The following is a 19,463-nucleotide window of genomic DNA, read 5'->3' on the forward strand; positions in this document are numbered from 1 at the left end:
GGAAGCAGCCCTCGACGAGGGCGCGCAACTTAATGCGCTTGGGGCTTGGCGAAGCTCGTGCCTGCAAGTCAACGTCGAATGGCCGCGGCCCATGGTGGAACTCGGGGGCGTCGCATATGAATCAGGCGCTGCCGAAGAAACTGTGGAACCAACTCGGACTGGTCTCGATACTGGACACGATCAACGGCTTATCTGCATAACCTGAACCGCCGTATACGGAACCGTACGTACGGTGGTGTGAGAGGACGGCGGATGCAAATCCGCCTCCTACTCGATCGTGCGCTTGCACCGCTATCGCGAGCAAGCTCGGCTCCCACTGGGGATTGTGGTGATCTGAAGGGAGAGTGATCAACCCGCTTTGGCCGGGCTGGCCAGGGCGTTTCCGGCCACGGGCGATGGTGGGCTTTTCATCAGGGCATTCAATGCCTGCCCGTAGTTTTTGCCCGCCAGGCTCATGCTGTTGTTATGCGTCGCCCCCGGCACCAGCAGCAGGCGCTTGGGCTCCCGGGCGGCGTTGAACAGTTGCTCGCTGAAGCGCGGCGGGACGTAACGATCGGCAGAACCATGGACCACCAGCAGCGGCATGTTGATCTCGCCGATTTTGTCGATGGAGTCGAATTTCTGCGACAACAACCAGCGCACCGGCAGGGACGTATTTGCCATTGCGGTGGCGACATCGCCCAAGGAGGTGAACGTGGATTCGATGATCAGGCCTCGGACCTGGGCAGCGCCATTCTTCGCGGCCTCCTGGCCCAACTGCGCAGCGAGGTCCACCGCGACGGCACCGCCCAGAGAGTGACCGTAGATCAGCCGCAGGGCCGGGTCCGGTTGCAGTACCTTGAGGCGTTCCCAAGCGATGCGTGCATCCTCATAGACGCTGGCTTCCGACGGCAGATCCCCATGGCTTTTGCCAAAGCCACGATAATCGATAGCCAGCACCGAATAACCCAGCGCCCTCAGTTGCTGGATACGAAACAACTGGCCGGTCAAATTCCAACGCACACCGTGCAAGTACAGGATCGTCGGTGCGTTCTTGCGTTCGGCCGGCCACCACCAGCCGTGGATATTTTCCCCGGCCTTGAAACTCTTGGGCTTGAGATCGAATTCCTGCACGCCGCTGGGAAGCCCACTGAACCAGCTCGCCGTCCCCGGCTCGATGCGAAAGACCAGCTCGCGTTCCTTATGTTGCAGCACTGCACAGCCCACCGGCAGTCCGACCACCATTGCGCTCATGACAAGGAAGGCCAGCCAGCGCCGCCGAAGGCGAGAGAATAAAGGTAAAGGCATCGACGCAATTCGCAACTCGAAACAGAAGATGCCTTGTAGCAGATTCTCCGGAATCGGCGCAGGGATTTCGGACGACCGTGGCGAGGTAGCAAACGCCCTCGCCACAGGTAAACACCGCGTTCCTGTCAGTGCACATCCCCGTACTCAACCACCGTCAACACCCGTGCGTTCCGGCCGTATGCGACCTTGGGCACGCCCGCCAGGCGCTTGTGCAGTACTTGGGTCAACGACTCGCCTGGCCTCAAGCTGGCATCGCCAAAATCCCCGTCCAATTGCATCGGATGCACGATGACCTCAAGCGAGCCATATGCCGGTGGCGCGGCGTGGTCCAGGTCGGCTGGGGTGCAGACGTAGTCCGCTGTCGCGCCGCACAGGCTGCGCATGCGCCGGTTGAGCAGGGTCTTGAAGATGCGTTTGGGCAGGTTCAAGTTTGCCCCCAGGTTGCGCGCCAGGCGTATGGGCACGCCTTGCCTGGCGGCGAAGCGGGCCACCAGTTCGCCGATGGGCCAGATGTTGTGCACATGTTGATGGGAATCGAGATGGCTGGGTCGCAGGCCGTGGTCCAGGCAGTGTTGCCATTGCGCTTGCAGTTCATCTTCCACTGCCGCCAGATCCTTTGAGCCCAGGCGCAGGCAATAACGCGACAGATTCAGGTCGAACTGGCCACTGGCGTCGCAAAAAACCGCTCGTGAGGTGATCGCCTGGCCCAGCGGCAGGCCGTAGCTGAGGTTGAAATGCAAGCCAACGTGGCCGTTGAGCAACGGTTGCCGGGCCATTTCACACGCCTGACCGAAACCCGGCATGTTGGCCATGGCCGTGGTAGAACTGATCACTCCGGTCTCGAAGGCCCGCAGGATCAGCGCGTTTTCGCTGAGGCTGAGGCCGAAGTCGTCAGCGTTGACGATCACTTGGCGCGGCATCCGTCTTCTCCTGGTTCTTTGGAGGGGACGATGCCGTCGTCGCGGTCGGTTTGCTCCGGCGTTTGCCGAACCATGGCTTCAAGCTTTTCCATAGCCGCAAGGCAAACCCCAGCAGCAAGCCACCGGGCTGCCAGGAGTAAAAACTCCAGCGCCAGTGTTCCAGTTGGCCAGTCATGCGTTCGTGTAGCTGATGGCTGGAGTTCTCCAGGCTGACGCGCGAGGCATCGATCCAGTGCCAGTTCTCGTCCAGCCCCCAGCGAATCCACTCTTCGAGTAATACCCGGCCGCTGCCTAGGTCGGCATGCTGCGGCAGGAACGCCAGGTTGTAGTCATACAGCCGTCCCTGATCCAGTAAACCGAGGCGATAGCTGATGCATTCGCCGTTCAGCTCCAGCATCACCACCCGCACCAGGCCTTGGGCGGCGAGGGCGGTGAAGGCGTGGTTCATCCATTGCCGGCGCCTGGGGTCGGCGAAGATGCCGACGCCTTCCTCGCCTTTCCAACTGGCCGCCTCGACCTCGGCTAGGTTGCGCAACAACTGCCCCATGCTGATGGCATCCGGTTTCACCCGGCGGATCTCGGCGCCACAGGCGGCGATTCGCTTGCGTGCGCGGCGCAATTTGTAGCGTGGGTCGCCAGAGATTTCCTGATGGTCGCTGTCGCTGATCAAATGCACCGGCACCCGGCAACTCAGGCGTCGTTCTCCGGTGGAACTCAGTGTCATCCAGGCACTGAGGACGCTTTGCTCACCGACCGGCTCGACCACCTCGTTCAATTGCAGCAGCGCGTGGGGCAAGTGCTGACGGATCTGCATCAGCGCCTGTCCCATGCCTTCGGCGTCCAGGCGCATCATCAAGGCGATGCGGTCGGCCAATGGATAACCCAAGTGATGCAACACCCGGAACCGCAGCCCGCCGATACGCTCACGCCCCGATACCAGGGGCAGGCACAGGCACAGCGCCTGGTCTTCCCAGCCCAGCAAAACCTGTAACTGCTGCTCCGGCAGCAGGGCGAACTCCGCCGCTTGCAACCAGGCCAGGGTGTTGAAGGGCGTAGCGTCGGGCACCTGGGTTCGCAGCTGGTCATAGGCCGCTATGGGAAAGTCCTCGGCGCCCAGGGAGCGACACCATTGGAACCGGATCGCCATGGGCGTCAGGCCGCTGCAGTCGATGCAACCGGCTGGGCCGGTTTACGGAAGGCGTCCAGTGCCGAGCCGTTGTAAAGCGTGTCGCGGAAAAAACGCCAGCGACCGAACAGGCGATACACATGGGTGATCTTGCCGCGTTCCTGGAAGCCCATGCGTATATGCATCTTGATCGCTGGGATGTTCTCTATGTCGCAGACATCGACCATGGTGTCGCAGCCTTTGTCCGCCATGACTTTCCACATCTCCAGCTGCATGTCCGCCGACATCCCGGAGCCCCAGTAGGCGCGGGTCATCTCGCCGCCGAACTGAAAGTATTCGCCGGGGTTGATCGGGAAGTTGCAGCGATAGAAATGACGGTCGAAATAGTCTCGCGTGCTGCCCCAGGCGAACCCCACGGTGTCGCCTTGACCGTCCAGGTACATCAAGCCTGTGTAGCCTTCGGCGGCCAGCTCGTGCATGGTTTTGACGCGGTCGCCGAAATACCGGGCAAAAGCGTCGGCATTGTTGACTGTGATGAACTCCAGGCGCATCGGCGGGTAGGCCTTGAGATTATGCGGGGGCAGTGGGGTCCGCACATCGTGCTCCAGCCATACCAGTTGCGAGTGGAGAAACACGTAGCGTCTGAACAGCTGTTTGAGGACGGCGCGCAGGCCTTTTTTCTGGATGCGATCACGCAATTTCTGCAGAACGTTCATGGTGCCTCCTGACGGGTGGCGGGGTGGGGGGAAACGGAAGCGGTCCAGCTCAGGGCAAACAGGGTTTCTCCTGGCAGGCGAAAGTGGATTTGCCCGGCCTCGCAATTGAACGGGGCGCTGCGGCTATGGTTGTCGGGGCCGAAATACGCCAACTCGGCTTTCGCCTGGGGGCAGGGCACGCCGTCCAGGCTGACCTGTTGCAGGCGCGTGCTTTTGTTTACGCCCAGCAGGCTGCGTCTTGCGTCGGTGGCCATGGCCAGTACGTCGACTTCGAAGGCGTCGTTATCCAGGCGCAACACCTGTTCGAGCCAATGCGCTTGGATGAATTGCTGGGCCAGGCCCACCGGCTTGAGTTCCAAGCGCTGGTTGTCCAGCACTCGCACCATGCCTTTTGGGTACTCCGGTTCGTCGGCGGACTGGAACCAGTTGAGCATGTCCAGCCAACCGTCCGCCGAGGCGTTGATCACCACGGACGTCCACCACAGGGCGGCGTAATGGGTTTCCTGGTCGTAGGGGCTCAGGCTCGAGCCGCTGGACATGTTGGTCTGGTCCAGCAGCAAGGCTTTGTTCGGCCGGCCCTTGCTGTCCAGGCCCACCAGATTCGCGGCGCGGCGCACGCTGTTGCGATAGACCCGGGTCGCCAGCAGGTCGCGGATCATCCATTCATGCCAGGCCAAGGCGTCGATCTGGTCACTGGATTCGGCCAGCAAGCGTCGCGCCCAGTCGATCCCGCGCCGGTCAGCGGCGTTTTCCGCCAGGGGACCATTGGTGAACCGGGAGCTGGCCGGTATGGCAATGCGCACCCCGGCGCGGGCGTTGGCGGGGACGGCGCGAACCTGACTGGCCATGCTCTCGAACACCTGCTTGAAACTGGCGAAATCCGGGTAGTTGAGGTTCGGCTCATCGGCGAAACTGAGGTAGTGGATACCTTTGCCGCCCATGGCGCGGGTCGACTTGAGCCAGGCCTGCAAGCCGCTGTTGCTGACGCGGTCGGCCTGCAGGTCGGCCTTGCGTGCGCTACCGGCCAGCAGGGTGATGTCCCGGGTGATGCCGAAGCGGTCCTGGTACAGGCGCCGGAACCCATCTTCATGGTCCGGCTTGGCAGCGGTAACGTCGACAAAACTGTAATAAGTGGCGGCCTGGGGCTTGAGGGCATCGATTACCGGATAAGCGGAGGGCGGGGGCATGGCGTAGGGCAGGGACATACCCAGTTTCGGAGTTGTTCCCAGGACATCGCCATAGAGTTTCAGGTGCGCTTGCCCCGGGTCCTGGCGCAGCGGGTGCAGATGCTCGGCGGTCTGGGCGAACAGGTTCGCCGTGCCGTCCAGCCAGAACGCCGCCTTGCCGTTGCCCTGCAACTGCAAGCGCCAGGTTTGCTCGACGTTGGCAACGGGCAGGGCGACCTGGTCGAACTGCCAATAGGCCGGGTATGGCTTGAGGTTCAATTGCAGCTGTTTGCCATCGGCGACGCGACGGGCTTGCAGGCTGCGCACACCGCCGTGGAACTTGCCCGCGAGCATGGCTTGCTCACCGGGGGCGACCTTGAAGTACAACTCATCGCCGTCATGGGTTTCAGCGCTGAAATGCACCTTGGCCGGAGCGAACATCGCTTGGGTATGGGCGTCGTGCTCGACGGTGTAGCGACGGAAACTGTAGCCGGGAATTTCCAGTCGATAGCTGGCGGCCCCCGGCAGCAAGGGCCACTGCTGCTCGCCACGTTCCTGGGCGGCCTTGATCAAGCGCGTACCCACCAGTCGCCCCTGGCCGTTGAGCAGGTACAGGTGCTCACTATTGGCGTTGGCCTGCCAGGCTGGCACCCAGCGCACAGTCACGTAATCCGGGCGGTCGGTCTGCAGGTACAGGCTGCCGTCGCGGATGCCGGTCCATTGCATCACCGCGCCCTGGGCCAAAAAGGCCAGGCTCCAAAGGCACAGGCCTGCAGCCACTTTCCACCAATGCTGCACTGGCCCGATCGCGAGCTTATTCGCAATGGCGGTTTGGCAGGCAACCACACTCATGTCGATTTCCCCAACAGCATCTGGCGCATCGGCAGCAAGTCGCTGGGCAGGATGATCAGTGTCTGCCACAGCGCCACGCCGCTGAGGCGGCAGTACATGGCCAGCAGCGCCACGGTCACGCCCAGGTAGGCGATTGAAGACGCGGCGGCGGCCCCGACGATGCCGTAGCGGGGAATCAGGATCAGGTTCAGCGCCAGGTTCAGCAGCGCGCCCACGCCCATCAGCAGCGAAACCGTGCCGGGGCGGTCCTTGCCCAGCAGGTCCAGGCGCAGGATGCTCGCGTAGCACAGCCCGAACAGCCCCGGCAGCAGCGCCAGCAAGGCGGGATAAGCCGGCTGGTAGGCGGCGCCGAACAGGGTGACGATCAGCCATTGGCCGATCAGCGCCATGCTCAGGCAGGCGCCGAGCATCACCGTGGCGGTCAGGCGCAAGGCCAGGGGCGTCAGGCGCTGCATGTCGCGGTCCTGCTGCAACAGGCGTTTCATCAGCGGCGTGGTGACGGCTTCTGGCACGATCAGCAGCAATTCGGCGGCGGCGCTGGCCATGGCGTAGTGACCCAGGGCCGTGCTGCCCAGCAGGGCACCGATGAACAGGAAGTCCGAGCGCAGCAGCACTTGCTGGAACAGCAGGTCCGGATGGCTGCGGGCGCCGTAGCGCAGCAGTTCGTTCTGATGGGTGCGATCCCAGCGCAGGGTCACCACATGATCGCGACGCAACCACATCCAGCCGGCCAGTACCACCAGACTCAGGCCCGCCAGCCAACTGATCAGCGCCGCTTCCAGGGCCGCATCTTTCCACATCCAGAACAACACCAGGAACAGCACCAGTGGCGCCAGGGATTCCATCAGGCGCAAGGCATTGAAGGCACCCACGCCGCCGGAGGCGTTGTGCAGCGTCAGCAGACCGCTCTTGAGCACGGTCAACGGCACGGCCAGCAACAGCAGCCAGGCGAGCAATCCCAATTGCGTGGTGATGTCCAGCTCGCCGCCGAACTCGCGCACCAACGCCACCACCAGCAAGGTCAGCAAGCCGGCCAACAGGCAGCCGAAGACCAGTACCTGGCTGAGCAACAACCCCATCGAGCGCTGCTGCGCCGCCTGATAACCCACGGCGCCATTCAGCCCACCGCTGGTGGCGGCGCTGATCAGGTCCGGCAGGGTGCTGAGCAAGGCAAACAGCCCGCGTTCGCTGGGCCCGAGAATCCGCGCCAGCAGCACATTGCGCAGCAGGCGCAGGCCGATCATCGCCAGGCGCGTGCCCATGCTCAGTGCCAAGTGCTTGAGGTAATGAGCGCGGCTCATGGGCGTGTCCCGCGGCGAATGCGCCAGGCCAGCAATTCAGGGTGATGGGCATTGCTCTGACTGACGCCGAAGCGCGGCAGGTTCAGCGGGTCACCGTCGTTGCGATACAGCCCCGCCTCGGTGCCGAGGGCGAAGGCAAACCCATGGGCCGCCACCTGTTGGCGTACCCGGGCATCGTGATCGCCGTTGGGGTAGCAATACACCGGCAACGGATGGGCACAGCCGTTTTCCAGGGCGATCCAGCTGCGCGTCAGTTCTTCGTGCAGGCGCTGGTCATCCAGCCCGGTCAGGATCGCGTGGCTGGCGCCATGGGGACCGAAGCGGATCAGCCCGGAATCTTCAAGCATGCGCACCTGGGGCCAGTCCAGGGCCTGGGGCTGGGAACCCTGGGGGCAGGCGTCGGTGAGGTCGCTCAGCGTGTGGGTATCGAGACTCTTGAGGCTTTGCAGGTAATGCAGCAGCGCCAGGCTGCGGCGCTCGTCGTCGATGTCATCGAGCAGCACCGGCAACGGTCGACCGACGTGCTGCAAGTGCTCGATCAATGAGCGCCGTGCCACCTGGCCATGGCTGCCCCAGAGGGTTTCGCCGATGCTTTCCCACCAGAAGTGCTGGCGACTGCCGATGAAATCGGTGGAGAGGAAAATACTCGCCGGCACCTGGTATTGGCGCAGCAACGGAAAGGCGTTCATGGCGTTGTCGCGCCACCCGTCGTCGAAGGTCAGGGCCACTCGCGGACGGTTCGGAACGGTTTCGGGATCGGCCAGCAACAAGGTCATCAGCGGCACGCACTCGAAATGCCGTAGGAGCCAGATCAGCAAATGTTCAAACGCTTCGGGCCCCACGCACAGTTCGTTGCGGTGGGGCAGTTCGGCGGCGCGGTCGTTGTTCAGTACACGATGGAGCATCAGGATCACGCCGGCGCCACGCAGGGGGTGGCGGCCCAGGGACGTGTTCAGGTACAGCCAGCCGCCGGTGCGCTTGAAGACTTGTTTGATTGACATGGGCCGTCCTCCTCAGCGGTTCTGTTCGGGGTTCCACTGGCTATAGCGCTGGCCCCGCAGGAACTGCCAGAGCCCGATGCTCATGCCCGCCAGCGTCACCAGCACGAATGCGGCCAGGCGAAAGGGCCGGGGCAGGCGGTGGCGCGCGTCCATCAATCCGATCAGCGCCATGGCGTAACCGAGCAGTTGCGCCACCAGGCTCAGGCGATAGAACGGATGGTCGTTCCACAGCCAGGCATTGCTCAGCAAGAGCGGCAGCAGCAACACCGGCGCCAGGCGGCGGATCAACTTGTGGCTGATCAAGCCGATGGCGTAGAGCCCATGGCGCAGTGGGTTGAGCAGTTCCCGGCGCTGAGCCAGGCTCTGCAACCCGCCAACGGTGACCCGCTGGCGTCGGCGAAATTGCTTGTCGGCTTCGTCCACGCCCTGGTCGGTCACCCGGGCCTTGGGGGCATAGACGATGGATTTGCCGGCAGCTGGCGCGCAGGTGCTGAGGAAAAAGTCATCGTTGACCTGGGCCGGTATCGGTTGGAACAGCACCCGACGCAAAGCCAGCAACGCGCCGTCGGCCGAGACCATGCAACCGGTGCGACTCTCCACCCGACGCAACCAGCCTTCGTAATGGCGATACAGGCTGTCGCCCAGGCTCAGGCCCTTGCCCGGCACCGGGATTTCCATGTGCCCGGCGCAGGCGCCGACTTCCGGATCGCCCAAGGGCGCCAGCAGATGGCTGAGGGTGTCGTTGGCCCATTGATTATCGGCGTCGGTGAACACCAGGATCTCGCCGCTGCTGTGGGCGACACCGGTATTGAGGGCGGCGGCCTTGCCCTGGCGCGGCAGGTCGAGCACGGTGATGCGCGGGTCGATCACCTTGCGTGCGCAGGCCACCGTGTCGTCGGTGGAGCCGTCGCTGGCGAGGATGATTCGCAATGAGTGGGCCCGATAATCCTGGGCCAGCAAGGTGCGCAACTTGTCCTCGATGTGCCGTGCCTCGTTGTGGGCGGCAATGACGATGCTCACGTCCATCGGAAGCGCCTTGCCGTAGCGCCGCACCGGAAACAGCGGCGCCAGCAGGCTCAACATCAAGGGATAACCGAGGTAGGCGTACACCGGCAGCAACAGGCACGACCAGTAAATGAATTCAGCCACGGGCAGGTCTCCTGGCATTCCAATGACACAGATTGAGCAGCAGTGCGGCACCGGTCAGGTGCAGGCGCACCCCATGCAAGGCCCACAGTTGAAGCGTCAGGCGCAGGTCGCGCCGACTCTGGCGCAGGCTGAGGAACAAGGCCGGCAGCGAGGTGATCAGCAACAGCATCAGCGCCAGACGCAGCTGCCCCTGCAGCAGCGCCACCAACGTCAGCAAATCCAAGCCCCAGGCGCCAATGGACAGCGCCGGGAAGCGCAGCAGGCGCAGGCTCGGACCATGGCTGCGCAGCAGCTGCAAATGACTGCCCTGGCGCCACAGCTCTTTGCTCATCCACTCGCGCCAACTGCCTTCGTAGCCCCAATGCAAGGCCACGCTTTCATTGACCAGCAACAGCTGCGCTCCGGCCTGGCGCAGGCGCCAGGAGAAGTCCTTGTCTTCACCGGTGCGCAGGCTCTCGTCGAAGCCGCCGACCCGTTCGAACCAACGGCGGCGCATCAACAGGTTGGCGCTGGGCAGCCACTGCACCCGATGCAGGAGACGTGATGCCGGGCGTTGGCTGCGGCGCTGCCAGGCTTCGGCGAACCACGGCGCCTGCCGGGGCGTGTCCAGGTCCAGGCCCAGCACATCGCCCTGGTGGCCTTCGAGCTCCAGCAACAGCTTGAGCCAGTCGGCCGGCATTTCGATGTCGGCGTCGATGAACGCCAGCCAGTCGCCGCTGGCGACGGCGGCACCGCGGTTGCGCAGGGCGCCGATGTGCACGCCGGGTACGATCAGCACCCGCGCGCCCAACTCATTGGCGATGCGCGGGCCAGCGTCGTCGGAACCGTTGTCCACCACGATCAATTCGCACTCCAGCTGCGCCTGGCGCGCGGCTTCCTGCGCAGCCAACAGCGTGCGGCCGATGTGACGCGCCTCGTTGTACATCGGGATCACAATGCTGACCCGGCTCATGGGCGAGCCTCCAGTGGCGCGGCCCGTTCGGCGTCGTAGCGCAACACGCTGGTGAGGGCGAGCATGATCCACAGCAACTTGTGGTTCGGCGCACTGAGAAACATCAGGAACAACGCCAGCGAAAGGAAACTCATGCCCAGGTGCGTCAGCAGGTCGGCTTGCGCCCAGTCCCGGCGTTGCAGCCAGAGGCGTCGGGCATGCAGCAGGTTGTACAGGCCAAGGCCAATCATGCCGACGAACATCAGCCCGCCCGGCACGCCGATTTCGCTGAAGATTTCCAGGTAGGTGTTATGGGCCCGGCGATACAGATCCCCCAGCTTGCGGTTGGCCGAGAACGCCTTGGCATAGCCGGTGGGCGCGTAGTGCAGGGGAAAGGTTCCGGGCCCTGACCCGAGTATCGGGTTCTCGCGGATCATCTGGCTGCCTACCAGGATGTACGAGGCGCGGCGGCCCAGGGACTCGTCCTTGTGGGCGCTGGCGCCGGCACTGAGGATGCTCAATGACTGGATGCGGGCGACGTAGCCGGCCGGCATCACGGCGATTGCCAGGGGAATGATGATCGCCAGCCCGAGCATGGCGAAACCCAGGTGCCGTGGGCGGATACGCGGCAACTGCGCGCGGTAGTGATACAGCCCGATCATCAGGCTGAGCAACAGCACCACCAGTCCGGAGCGCGACTCGGTCTTGGTCATGCCACCGAGCAACAGGATGAACCCTGCGCTCCAGAACAATCGGTGCAACAGGTTCGGACTGCGCAGCACCAGCCACAAGGCCAGCGGTACGGTGAACGCAATCAACAGGGCAAAGACGTTGGGGTCTTCCAGCAGGCCGGAAGCGCGGCCCTGATCCTGATATTGGGCCGAGAACATGGCGAGCACGCACGTGGTGGAGACGCTCACCGTCATCAGGCGGGCGAACAGGTCCAGGTTCAGTTCGCGACCGATCAGCAGGGTGATCACGAAGAGAATCAGCCCCACCGTCAGCTCTCGCAGGTGGGTCAGGGACAGGTCCATGTTTTCCGAGAGCAACAGACTCAGGCCATAGAGCACCATGAAGCCGATCAGCGGCTTCCAGATATTGCTGCGCAAGCGTGTCGCAGGAATCTGGTGCACCGCCAGTTGCAGCATCAAGATCAGGATCAGCGCCAGGCCAAGGAACTTGCTGCCGGAAAACGCGCTGTCCTTGAACAGGCCTTCGAATGGCACCAGCGCGGCAATGCCCAGCAAACCCCAGCCGGGCTTGCGGTACAGCAGGGCGACGCCGACCAGGCCGAGCACCGCGCCCGGTGCCAGGAACGGATAAGGGCTGGCCAGCAACGCCAGGCACACAAGGCCCAGCAGGCTGACGATCGAGAGCGGGACAATCATGAGCGAGCCTCCCGTGCCGTGCGGATGTAAAGCTGCGACCAGCATTCGGCCAGCGTGCGCAGGTCGTAGCGGTCCCGTTGGGTACGGCGTGCGTTATCGGCCAGGATCCGCGCCAGGGGCGGTTCGCTGAACAGTGTTTCGATCTGCGCTGCCAGTTCCGCGCTGTTGGCCGGTGCCGCGAGCAGGCCGTTATGACGGTCCTGCAATACGTCGGGAATGCCGCCGACGCCGAACGCCACCACCGGCACGCCGGCCTGCATGGCTTCGAGCAGAATCATCGGGGTGCCTTCGGTGCGCGAGCTGATCACCAGGGCGTCGAGGCGACTCCACCAGGCGTTCATGTCGGTCTGGTAGCCTGGCAGTTCGATACGCGTGGGCAGTCCGGCGTCGGTGATGCGCTTGAGTAGCGCCTGGCGCTCAGGGCCGTCGCCGAGCATCACCGCGTGCAGCGATGCATGCTTCTGGCACAGCGGAATCATGGCGTCGAGAAACAGGTCAGGACCTTTCTCGCTGCTCAAGCGGCCGACGTAGCCGACCCGCCAGCGTTGCTTGTCGGCGCGATGGGCCAGCGGCGTGCTGGCCGCTGGCAGGCCGTTGGGAATGACGTCGAGTTTTTCCGCCTGCACGCTGGCCCGGCGATGCAGCGTGGCGATGCTCTCGGCCACGCAGACCACGCGCTTGACCGAGGCGGTGCGGCACAGTTGCAGGCTCAGCCAGGTATAGAAGCGCTGCTTGGGGCTCCGTGGGGTGAAGCCATGCTGGGTAATCACCAGCGGCAGGCCCAGCAGCGTGGCGGCGGACCAGCCGAACAACAGCCCCTTGAAGTTGTGGGTGTTGATCAGCGGCCGCTCGTCCCGGCGCTGGCGCAAGTGCTGCAACAACTCGGCCCAACTGGCGCAATGACGGCAATCGACCCCGGCCTGGCGAAAACGCTTGATCAAGGTGGGGGGCGCCGCCAGGAACAGCACCTGGTGCTGCCCAGGCGTCGCCAGGCAATGATCGAGCAGCATCCGCTCGGCCCCATAGAAGCCGCCGCTGTCGAGCAGATGAATGATCGACAGGGGACTGCTGTGGCGGGTCGGGCCGAACGGCGCGTTCAATTTCGCACCCAATGGACAAGGCTGGGCAGGCTCCAGTTGCGGTGCGGGTTGACCTTGTCGGGGGACTGCTCGTTGATGACCAACAGCACCGGCACATCCAGTTGCTGGGTGATTTGTGCTGGGTGCTTGAAGCGATGGTCGAAGAACTCACGCACATAGACCAGGGCAATCGCCAGCAGCAGGCCGCTGAACATGCCGAAGACAATGATCAGCATCGGCTTGGGAAAGGCCGCAGCGGTTGGTTCGAACGGCGGGCTCAGGACCCGGGCGTTGGACAGGTCGTTGTCCAGCGAACGCGCGGTGCTGGCTTCGGCGAACCGTTGGGCGTAGGTGGAGAAGGCCGCATGCAGGGCGTTGATCTCGGTGTCCATCTGCCGCAGCTTGCTCTGGGTTTCCTGCAATTGATGGATGCGCTGCTTGAAGGCGGCGATGCGTTCGATCTTCTGATTGATCACCGAACTGACCACCGCCAGATCGGTGGTGCGTTCCTGAATGCGGTTGTTCACCACCTTCAGGAACTGCTGGCGCGTGCGGACGATCTGTTCCCGGGCCAGCAGCATCGGTTCGCTGCTGGGCTGGAAGATCGCCAGGTCATTCATGTAGCGGCTGACCTGGCTGGTCAGTTGCTCGCCCAGCTGTCTGATTTCCCGGTCTTCGAAGGCAATGTTGTCCACGGTGGTGGTGAAGGTGAACGGGAAGGTGTAGTCGTTGAACCGCGAGCTGTTCGCCGCCGCGAGACTGGTCTTGAGGTAATCGAGCCAGCGTTGGCTTTGCAGCAGGCGATCCTGGTACAGGTTCAGGGCCTGCTCTTCGGTATTGATGGCGTTCAGGCGGAAGGTGACTTCTTCCTTGGGATCGGACGATCCGATGTTTTCAAGCAGCCCGAGCCGGTTGCTTTCCAGGCCGTCGAGACGGGTCTGGTACTGGGCTTTCTTCTGCTCATAGAACGTCTGCGGCAGTTCGATCGATTGCAGGTCCTGGCGGCTGCTGAGGTAGTTCTGCAGCAGTTGCGCCACGAACCGGGTGCCCTGGGCCGGGTCGCCGAAACTGTAGACGATGGAGATGACGTTGGAGCCGGGCAGGGTCTCGATCTTCAGGTTTTCGATGGCCTCGTCGGTCAGCGTATCGAGCACGGTGTCGCGCACCGGATCGACTTCCAGCCCCAGACCATCGCGCAGGGGGTTGATGGCGTACTCGCGCAGGGGCTGGGTGATGTAACGCTTGAAGGGATCGCTCACCCATTTGTTGAAGATGCCCGGGCTGGGCGTGTATTCGCCCTGGTCGCGCAGGGTGCTGATGGTCTGCCGGATCAACGCTGGCGAGCGCAGGATATTGCTTTCGGTTTCCATGTCCGCCAGGGACGGCGGGATGAAGGTCGCGTTTTCCTGGTTCAGCGACGTGGTGGCGTCGCCCTGGGAGAGTTTCTTCGACTGGACGATCACCTGGGCGGTGATATCGAAGCTCTGCTTGAGCATCAACGGCAGCACCAGGGCGATCACGGCGAAAATCAGGAAGATACGCTTCACCCACTGCTTGTTGGCGAAGAAGATCCTGAAGAACTCGTGCAGATAGTTTTCCTTGGGGTTCATGATCGGTCACCTGAGTTTCAGTTGTCGCTGCCTTTGTTGTCGACGCGGTAGCCGAAGCCGAACCCCACGCCCTGGAACAGCACTACGTCGGCCAGTTGCCTGGCCGTTTCGCCGGCTTTGGCCAGTCCGGTCTTGGGCACGTACAACATGTCCTCCGGCTGCAGGTAGGCGATCTGCGAGGCGTCGCCGCTCAAGGCCTTTTCCACGTCGTAGTGACGGGCTTCGACCTGGTTGCCGTTGCGGCGCATGATCATCACCGAGTCGAGCCGGGCCTTGACGTTCGTGCCACGGGCCAGGGTCAGGGCTTCGAGAACCGAGATCGGCCGGCGGATCGCATAGGCGCCGGGTTGGGCCACTTCACCAAGTACATAGATCTCGTTGCCGGCGGTGGACTTGAGCAGCACATCCACGGTCATGTGGCCGGGCAGTTGGGCGTAGCGCTCGTTGAGGAAGGTCTCCAGCTGGGTGACGGTCATGCCTTGCAACGGCACCGAGCCAATTTCCGGGAAGCTGGCGTAGCCATCCCGGCCCACGATGATTTCCCGACTCATGCCCGTGGCCGGGTGGGTCAGGGTGTTGCGCAGGTTCGCCTCGCCGGAGAGCGGGCTGGTCACCAGGACGGTCAATTGGTTGCGATTGGGTTGGAACAGCATCTTCTGGTCATAGGCACGCTGCACCGCCAGGCGCGCCTCGTCGGTGGTCAATCCGGCGACTTTCACCGAAGTGTTGGCGCCCGGCAGTTCGATGGTGCCGTCGGGCATCACTTGTTGCGTGCCATTGAGCTGGCTGGCGGCGGTGAAGTTCAGGGCAACCTGGTCGCCCGGTTGCACTCGATAGGCCTGGGAGGAGGTCGTGCCGATGTGGAAGATCACATCCAGCACATCCTGGGGCCGCAAGGTCTGTTCGACCTTCGGCATGTCGGTGGCCTGGGCGTTGGCCGGCGCGGCCGTGAGGATCTGCACCGGCATCGAGCGGGTATCGCTGGTACTGGAGCAACCGGCAAGCGGCAGCAACAGCAGGACAAGCATTCTGGCGTTCATCTCGTCATCCTTTTGCAGGCTTACAGGTTGTTGTAGAGCCACTTGGGCATGTAGTACTTGCGGCGATTGAACACGCTGCCCACCACTTTCGCGCCGGCCTGGGACAGGCGCTGGCGGGCGGCCTGGGCCACTTCCCAGCGGGTGTCTTCACCGCGCACCACCAGCACCACGCCGTCGACCTGGGTGCTGAGCACCAGTGTGTCGCTGGCCGAATACACCGCGTCGGCGTCGATCACCACAAAGCGGTATTGCGCCGCCAGTTGCCTGAACAGTGGGCGCAGTCGTTCGGGGCTCAAGCGTTCGGCATTGCGGCCCAGGCGCCCGTGGGGCAACACGTCGAAGGGCAGGCTGGACGCCTGCACCACGCAGTCCTGCAGCAAGGGCGGGGCGAGGCTGTTGAACAACAGATCGGTAAAACCGCGCTCCTTGTGCAACGACAGTTGCTGGCTGAGGTTGCGCGGTGACTGGCTGGCATCCACCAGCAGTACGCGACCGTTGCTCATCTGCGCCAGTTGAGCGGCCAGCGCCATCGCGCTGGTGCTGGTTCCGGTGCCGGTGTTGGCGGACGTCAAGAGCAGGATCCGCAGGGAAGGGTCGAGCACGGTCGAGGTCAGGTTGGTCTCGCTCGGGCTGGCTATGGTCAGGATATTGGTTGAACCGTCCATTTAACTCGCTCCGTGGCCGCTGAACACTTTGAAGGGGGTAATCATCAGGATCTTCAAATCCAGCCACAGGCTTTGTTCAGCGATATAGCTGAGGTCCAATTCCACACGCTGGTCGAAGTCGATATTGCTGCGCCCGGAGATCTGCCAAAGGCCGGTCATGCCGGGGTAGATGCTCAGGCGCACAAGATGGTTGTCCTTGTAGCGATAGGCGTTGAACGAGGTCGGCCGGGGGCCCACCAGGCGCATGTCGCCGGTCACTACATTGATCAGGTTCGGTAGTTCGTCGAGGCTGCTGCGTCGCAGGAACCGGCCGATGGGCGTGATGCGCGGATCGTTGTCGATCTTGAAGTCGATGGCATCGGCGCCGTGTTTGTTGAGGTGGCGCAGCGACTCCTTGAGCGCCTCGGCATCGGCCACCATGGTGCGGAACTTGTACATGCCGAAGACTCGGCCGCGATACCCGGTGCGCTTTTGCACGAACAGCACGGGACCGGGGCTGGAGAACTTGACCAGCAGCGCCAGGCCCAGCAGCAGCGGGCATAACAGCAGCAGGATCGCCAGCGCGCCGAGGCAGGCCACCACGCGATTGGTGCGCGAGACCGTCCAGGGCCGGCCGCCGTCGCGACCGGTCAACCAACCTCGACCCTGGCGGTGGATGGCCGCGTCCAGGCGCCTGCGGTGGTCGGGATCGACACGCTTGTCGCGTCCAGGGGCGTTGATCTCGATGACTTGCTCATGTCGGGTCATGGATTCCTCCGCTGAGGTTGGGCCGCAAGCGTTCAGTTGCGAGCGGTGCGTGGGCAGGCTGTGCGTAGTAATCGAGGAACCACCGGATGAAGCGGCCCAGGCCGTCGTCCAGTTCGATACACGGCTTGAAACCGGTGGCCTGTGCCAGGTCGCTGGCATCGGCGCAGGTGTTGAGCACATCTCCTGCTTGCAGGGGGAGCAGTTCGATGCGGGCGGTTTGTCCCAGGTGCTTTTCCAGCAGTGCGACATAGGTGCGCAGCGCCACCGGGTGCTGCCCGCCGATGTTGTAGATCCGCCAGGGCGCACGGCTGGTGGCCGGGTCCGGTTGTTCGTGATCCAACAGGGGCGTGACCTGGGGCGCACGGTCGAGCAGGCGGGCGATGCTTTCGACGATGTCGTCGATGTAGGTGAAATCGCGTTGGTGCTCGCCGTGATTGAACAGCTGCAGCACACGGTCTTCGACGATGGCGCGGGCAAACTGGATCGGCGACATGTCTGGCCGGCCCCAAGGGCCGTACACCGTGAAGAAGCGCAGGCCGGTGCAGGGAATGCCGAACAGGTGGCTGTAGCTGTGGGCCATCAGTTCGTTGGCTTTTTTGCTGGCCGCGTACAGCGACAGCGGATGGTCGACGTTGTCCTGCACCGAATAAGGCGTGCGCGAATTGGCGCCGTATACCGAGCTTGAGGAGGCGTAGATCAGGTGCTTGACCGGATAGCGGCGGCAGTTTTCCAGAATATTGAGGAACCCGGTGATGTTGCTGTCGACATAGGCCTGTGGTTTTTCCAGCGAGTAGCGCACGCCCGCTTGGGCGGCAAGGTGAATCACTACGTCCGGGCGCCGGGCCTGGAACAGTTCATCGATGGCCGGCGCGTCGACCAGATCGATCCGCGCCAGGGGAAATTCGCCGGCCTGCTCGTTCACCCAGGTCACGCGGTCGTGCTTGAGCTGCGGGTCGTAGTAGTCGTTGAAATTGTCCAGCCCGCACACCCGATGGCCGTCGCGCAGCAGTCGCAGCACGACGTGGGCGCCGATGAAACCGGCCGCGCCGGTGACCAGGATGTTCATGCTTGCGGCCCGGGTAGCGGGGTGCCCGGCACGGTGTGCCGCAGCCCGATACCGCGATACAGCAGTCCGGCGGCGGCCAGGTGTTCGGGGTTGTACAGGTTGCGGCCATCGATGATCACCCGGGCGCGCAACTTGCTGGCCAACAGGTCGAAGTCCACCACGCGAAAATTCTTCCACTCGGTGCAGATCACCAGGGCGTCGGCGTCTTCCAGGGTGTCGTCGCGGGTGGCGCAGAGGTTCAGGTCCTTGCGATAGCCGTAGAGGCGCCGGCATTCGGACATGGCTTCCGGGTCATAGGCGTGGACGCGGGCGCCTTCGCGCCACAGCGCTTCCATCAGGTAGCGGCTGGGGGCTTCGCGCATGTCATCGGTGTTGGGCTTGAATGCCAGGCCCCAGATGGCAATCGATTTGCCGGCCAGGCCCTCCTGGAATTGCGTCGCCAGTTTCTCGAAGAGGATGTGCCGCTGGCTGTCGTTGACGTCGGTGACGCTGCGCAACAAGCGCAGTGGCATGCCGCTCTGTTCGGCGGTGTGTAGCAAGGCCCGCAGGTCTTTGGGAAAGCATGAGCCGCCAAAACCGCAGCCGGGGTAGATGAAGTGGTAACCGATGCGTGGGTCCGAGCCGATGCCTTTGCGCACGGCTTCGATGTCGGCGCCCAGCCGTTCGGTGAGGTTGGCCAGTTCGTTCATGAAGCTGATGCGGGTGGCGAGCATGGCATTGGCGGCGTACTTGGTCAGTTCGGCGCTGCGGTTGTCCATGAACATCAGTTTTTCGTGGTTGCGGCAAAAGGGCGCGTAGAGCTCCGTCATCTGGTCGCGGGCCAGCGGGTCGGCGGTGCCGATGATGATCCGGTCGGGGCGCATGCAATCGGCCAGCGCACTGCCTTCCTTGAGGAACTCGGGATTGGACACCACGCGTACGTTCAACTGTTTCAGGCCCCGCTGCGCCAGCGCCTGGCGGGCGCATTCGGCCACCTTGTCGGCCGTGCCCACCGGCACCGTGGATTTGATGACCAGGGTGCGGTCGCTGTCCATGAAGTCGGCGATTTGCCGGGTGACGGCCAGCACATGGCTCAGGTCTGCCGAGCCGTCTTCATCGGCGGGGGTGCCGACGGCGATGAAAATCAGCTCGCCATGATTGACTGCGTCGCTGGCCTGGGAGCTGAACGACAAGCGTCCTTCCTTGATGTTGTCTTCGAGCAAGCTGGACAGCCCCGGCTCGCTGATGGTCGGTACGGCCTGTTGCAGTTGCCGGATTTTGTTCGGGTCGATATCGATGCACAAAACGCGATGTCCGACGTCGGCCATGGCGGCGGCCTGGATCAGCCCGACATACCCCGTACCAAATACACTCACGTCCATTTTTGGCGCGCCTCGCAAACCGAATGATGTAACTCGGATGAAACTGTTTAGAGGGGTA

17 protein-coding genes and 1 pseudogene are annotated in these 19,463 nt (G+C 63.4%); 1 reads left to right on the plus strand and 17 read right to left on the minus strand.

Annotation, left to right across the window (positions count from 1 at the left end; translation table 11 throughout):
• Positions 1–200: pseudogene (locus tag BLO97_RS31785) on the plus strand (group II intron reverse transcriptase/maturase); the annotation flags it as partial.
• A gap of 148 nt (positions 201–348) precedes the next feature.
• Here BLO97_RS31785 and BLO97_RS22210 read toward each other — a convergent pair.
• From BLO97_RS22210 to BLO97_RS22290, 17 genes are all read right to left on the minus strand, one after another.
• Positions 349–1,287, minus strand: a complete 939-nt coding sequence (locus BLO97_RS22210) for an alpha/beta hydrolase (RefSeq protein WP_063320349.1) — start codon at positions 1,285–1,287, stop codon at positions 349–351.
• Positions 1,288–1,412: 125 nt separating this feature from the next.
• Positions 1,413–2,207, minus strand: coding sequence for a ChbG/HpnK family deacetylase (locus tag BLO97_RS22215; RefSeq protein ID WP_092222604.1), 795 nt, complete (start codon positions 2,205–2,207; stop codon positions 1,413–1,415).
• Positions 2,179–3,354, minus strand: coding sequence for a GNAT family N-acetyltransferase (locus BLO97_RS22220; RefSeq protein WP_092348191.1), 1,176 nt, complete (start codon positions 3,352–3,354; stop codon positions 2,179–2,181). The genes BLO97_RS22215 and BLO97_RS22220 overlap by 29 nt, the downstream gene beginning before the upstream one ends.
• A 5-nt stretch (positions 3,355–3,359) precedes the next feature.
• Entirely contained in the window at positions 3,360–4,049 is a 690-nt protein-coding gene (locus BLO97_RS22225) for a GNAT family N-acetyltransferase (protein WP_063320352.1), read from the minus strand.
• A complete protein-coding gene (locus BLO97_RS22230) occupies positions 4,046–5,941 on the minus strand; it encodes a hypothetical protein (RefSeq protein ID WP_175489863.1) in 1,896 nt (631 codons plus the stop codon). The genes BLO97_RS22225 and BLO97_RS22230 overlap by 4 nt, the downstream gene beginning before the upstream one ends.
• A 122-nt stretch (positions 5,942–6,063) precedes the next feature.
• Entirely contained in the window at positions 6,064–7,368 is a 1,305-nt protein-coding gene (locus BLO97_RS22235; RefSeq protein WP_092348197.1) for a lipopolysaccharide biosynthesis protein, read from the minus strand.
• Positions 7,365–8,369 (minus strand): polysaccharide deacetylase family protein, encoded by a 1,005-nt coding sequence (locus BLO97_RS22240; protein ID WP_063320354.1) that lies wholly within the window; start codon positions 8,367–8,369, stop codon positions 7,365–7,367. Before BLO97_RS22240 ends, BLO97_RS22235 begins: the two co-directional genes overlap by 4 nt.
• A gap of 12 nt (positions 8,370–8,381) precedes the next feature.
• Positions 8,382–9,518 carry a glycosyltransferase family 2 protein gene (locus BLO97_RS22245; RefSeq protein WP_092348200.1) on the minus strand — a complete coding sequence of 379 codons (1,137 nt, stop codon included), beginning with the start codon at positions 9,516–9,518 and terminating at the stop codon, positions 8,382–8,384.
• Positions 9,511–10,470, minus strand: coding sequence for a glycosyltransferase (locus BLO97_RS22250; RefSeq protein WP_092222611.1), 960 nt, complete (start codon positions 10,468–10,470; stop codon positions 9,511–9,513). Before BLO97_RS22250 ends, BLO97_RS22245 begins: the two co-directional genes overlap by 8 nt.
• Positions 10,467–11,837, minus strand: a complete 1,371-nt coding sequence (locus tag BLO97_RS22255; RefSeq protein ID WP_092222614.1) for an O-antigen ligase family protein — start codon at positions 11,835–11,837, stop codon at positions 10,467–10,469. Before BLO97_RS22255 ends, BLO97_RS22250 begins: the two co-directional genes overlap by 4 nt.
• The gene (locus tag BLO97_RS22260) at positions 11,834–12,937 is read right to left on the minus strand and encodes a glycosyltransferase family 4 protein (RefSeq protein ID WP_092144330.1); all 1,104 of its coding nucleotides are present in this window, start codon (positions 12,935–12,937) and stop codon (positions 11,834–11,836) included. The genes BLO97_RS22255 and BLO97_RS22260 overlap by 4 nt, the downstream gene beginning before the upstream one ends.
• Positions 12,934–14,526, minus strand: a complete 1,593-nt coding sequence (locus tag BLO97_RS22265) for a GumC family protein (RefSeq protein WP_092348203.1) — start codon at positions 14,524–14,526, stop codon at positions 12,934–12,936. The genes BLO97_RS22260 and BLO97_RS22265 overlap by 4 nt, the downstream gene beginning before the upstream one ends.
• A 17-nt stretch (positions 14,527–14,543) precedes the next feature.
• Complete coding sequence (locus BLO97_RS22270; protein WP_046063509.1) at positions 14,544–15,566, minus strand: polysaccharide biosynthesis/export family protein; 1,023 nt, start codon at positions 15,564–15,566, stop codon at positions 14,544–14,546.
• Positions 15,567–15,586: 20 nt separating this feature from the next.
• Positions 15,587–16,231 carry a CpsD/CapB family tyrosine-protein kinase gene (locus BLO97_RS22275; RefSeq protein WP_063320360.1) on the minus strand — a complete coding sequence of 215 codons (645 nt, stop codon included), beginning with the start codon at positions 16,229–16,231 and terminating at the stop codon, positions 15,587–15,589.
• A complete protein-coding gene (locus tag BLO97_RS22280) occupies positions 16,232–16,978 on the minus strand; it encodes a sugar transferase (protein WP_092144334.1) in 747 nt (248 codons plus the stop codon).
• Positions 16,965–18,044 carry an NAD-dependent epimerase gene (locus tag BLO97_RS22285; protein WP_092348206.1) on the minus strand — a complete coding sequence of 360 codons (1,080 nt, stop codon included), beginning with the start codon at positions 18,042–18,044 and terminating at the stop codon, positions 16,965–16,967. Before BLO97_RS22285 ends, BLO97_RS22280 begins: the two co-directional genes overlap by 14 nt.
• The gene (locus tag BLO97_RS22290; RefSeq protein WP_063320363.1) at positions 18,041–19,405 is read right to left on the minus strand and encodes a UDP-glucose dehydrogenase family protein; all 1,365 of its coding nucleotides are present in this window, start codon (positions 19,403–19,405) and stop codon (positions 18,041–18,043) included. The genes BLO97_RS22285 and BLO97_RS22290 overlap by 4 nt, the downstream gene beginning before the upstream one ends.
• Between the last annotated feature and the right edge of the window lie 58 nt (positions 19,406–19,463).

Origin of the sequence: Pseudomonas sp. NFACC05-1, from assembly GCF_900100135.1 — a bacterium.
GTDB lineage: Bacteria > Pseudomonadota > Gammaproteobacteria > Pseudomonadales > Pseudomonadaceae > Aquipseudomonas > Aquipseudomonas fluorescens_Q.

Excerpts from the sequence above, each read along its gene's own strand:
- BLO97_RS22210 (WP_063320349.1), bottom strand. The coding sequence starts at position 1,287 with ATGCCTTTACCTTTATTCTCTCGCCTTCGGCGGCGCTGGCTGGCCTTC.
- BLO97_RS22215 (WP_092222604.1), bottom strand. The coding sequence starts at position 2,207 with ATGCCGCGCCAAGTGATCGTCAACGCTGACGACTTCGGCCTCAGCCTC.
- BLO97_RS22220 (WP_092348191.1), bottom strand. The coding sequence starts at position 3,354 with ATGGCGATCCGGTTCCAATGGTGTCGCTCCCTGGGCGCCGAGGACTTT.
- BLO97_RS22225 (WP_063320352.1), bottom strand. The coding sequence starts at position 4,049 with ATGAACGTTCTGCAGAAATTGCGTGATCGCATCCAGAAAAAAGGCCTG.
- BLO97_RS22230 (WP_175489863.1), bottom strand. The coding sequence starts at position 5,941 with ATGCAATGGACCGGCATCCGCGACGGCAGCCTGTACCTGCAGACCGAC.
- BLO97_RS22235 (WP_092348197.1), bottom strand. The coding sequence starts at position 7,368 with ATGAGCCGCGCTCATTACCTCAAGCACTTGGCACTGAGCATGGGCACG.
- BLO97_RS22240 (WP_063320354.1), bottom strand. The coding sequence starts at position 8,369 with ATGTCAATCAAACAAGTCTTCAAGCGCACCGGCGGCTGGCTGTACCTG.
- BLO97_RS22250 (WP_092222611.1), bottom strand. The coding sequence starts at position 10,470 with ATGAGCCGGGTCAGCATTGTGATCCCGATGTACAACGAGGCGCGTCAC.
- BLO97_RS22255 (WP_092222614.1), bottom strand. The coding sequence starts at position 11,837 with ATGATTGTCCCGCTCTCGATCGTCAGCCTGCTGGGCCTTGTGTGCCTG.
- BLO97_RS22265 (WP_092348203.1), bottom strand. The coding sequence starts at position 14,526 with ATGAACCCCAAGGAAAACTATCTGCACGAGTTCTTCAGGATCTTCTTC.
- BLO97_RS22270 (WP_046063509.1), bottom strand. The coding sequence starts at position 15,566 with ATGAACGCCAGAATGCTTGTCCTGCTGTTGCTGCCGCTTGCCGGTTGC.
- BLO97_RS22275 (WP_063320360.1), bottom strand. The coding sequence starts at position 16,231 with ATGGACGGTTCAACCAATATCCTGACCATAGCCAGCCCGAGCGAGACC.
- BLO97_RS22280 (WP_092144334.1), bottom strand. The coding sequence starts at position 16,978 with ATGACCCGACATGAGCAAGTCATCGAGATCAACGCCCCTGGACGCGAC.
- BLO97_RS22285 (WP_092348206.1), bottom strand. The coding sequence starts at position 18,044 with ATGAACATCCTGGTCACCGGCGCGGCCGGTTTCATCGGCGCCCACGTC.
- BLO97_RS22290 (WP_063320363.1), bottom strand. The coding sequence starts at position 19,405 with ATGGACGTGAGTGTATTTGGTACGGGGTATGTCGGGCTGATCCAGGCC.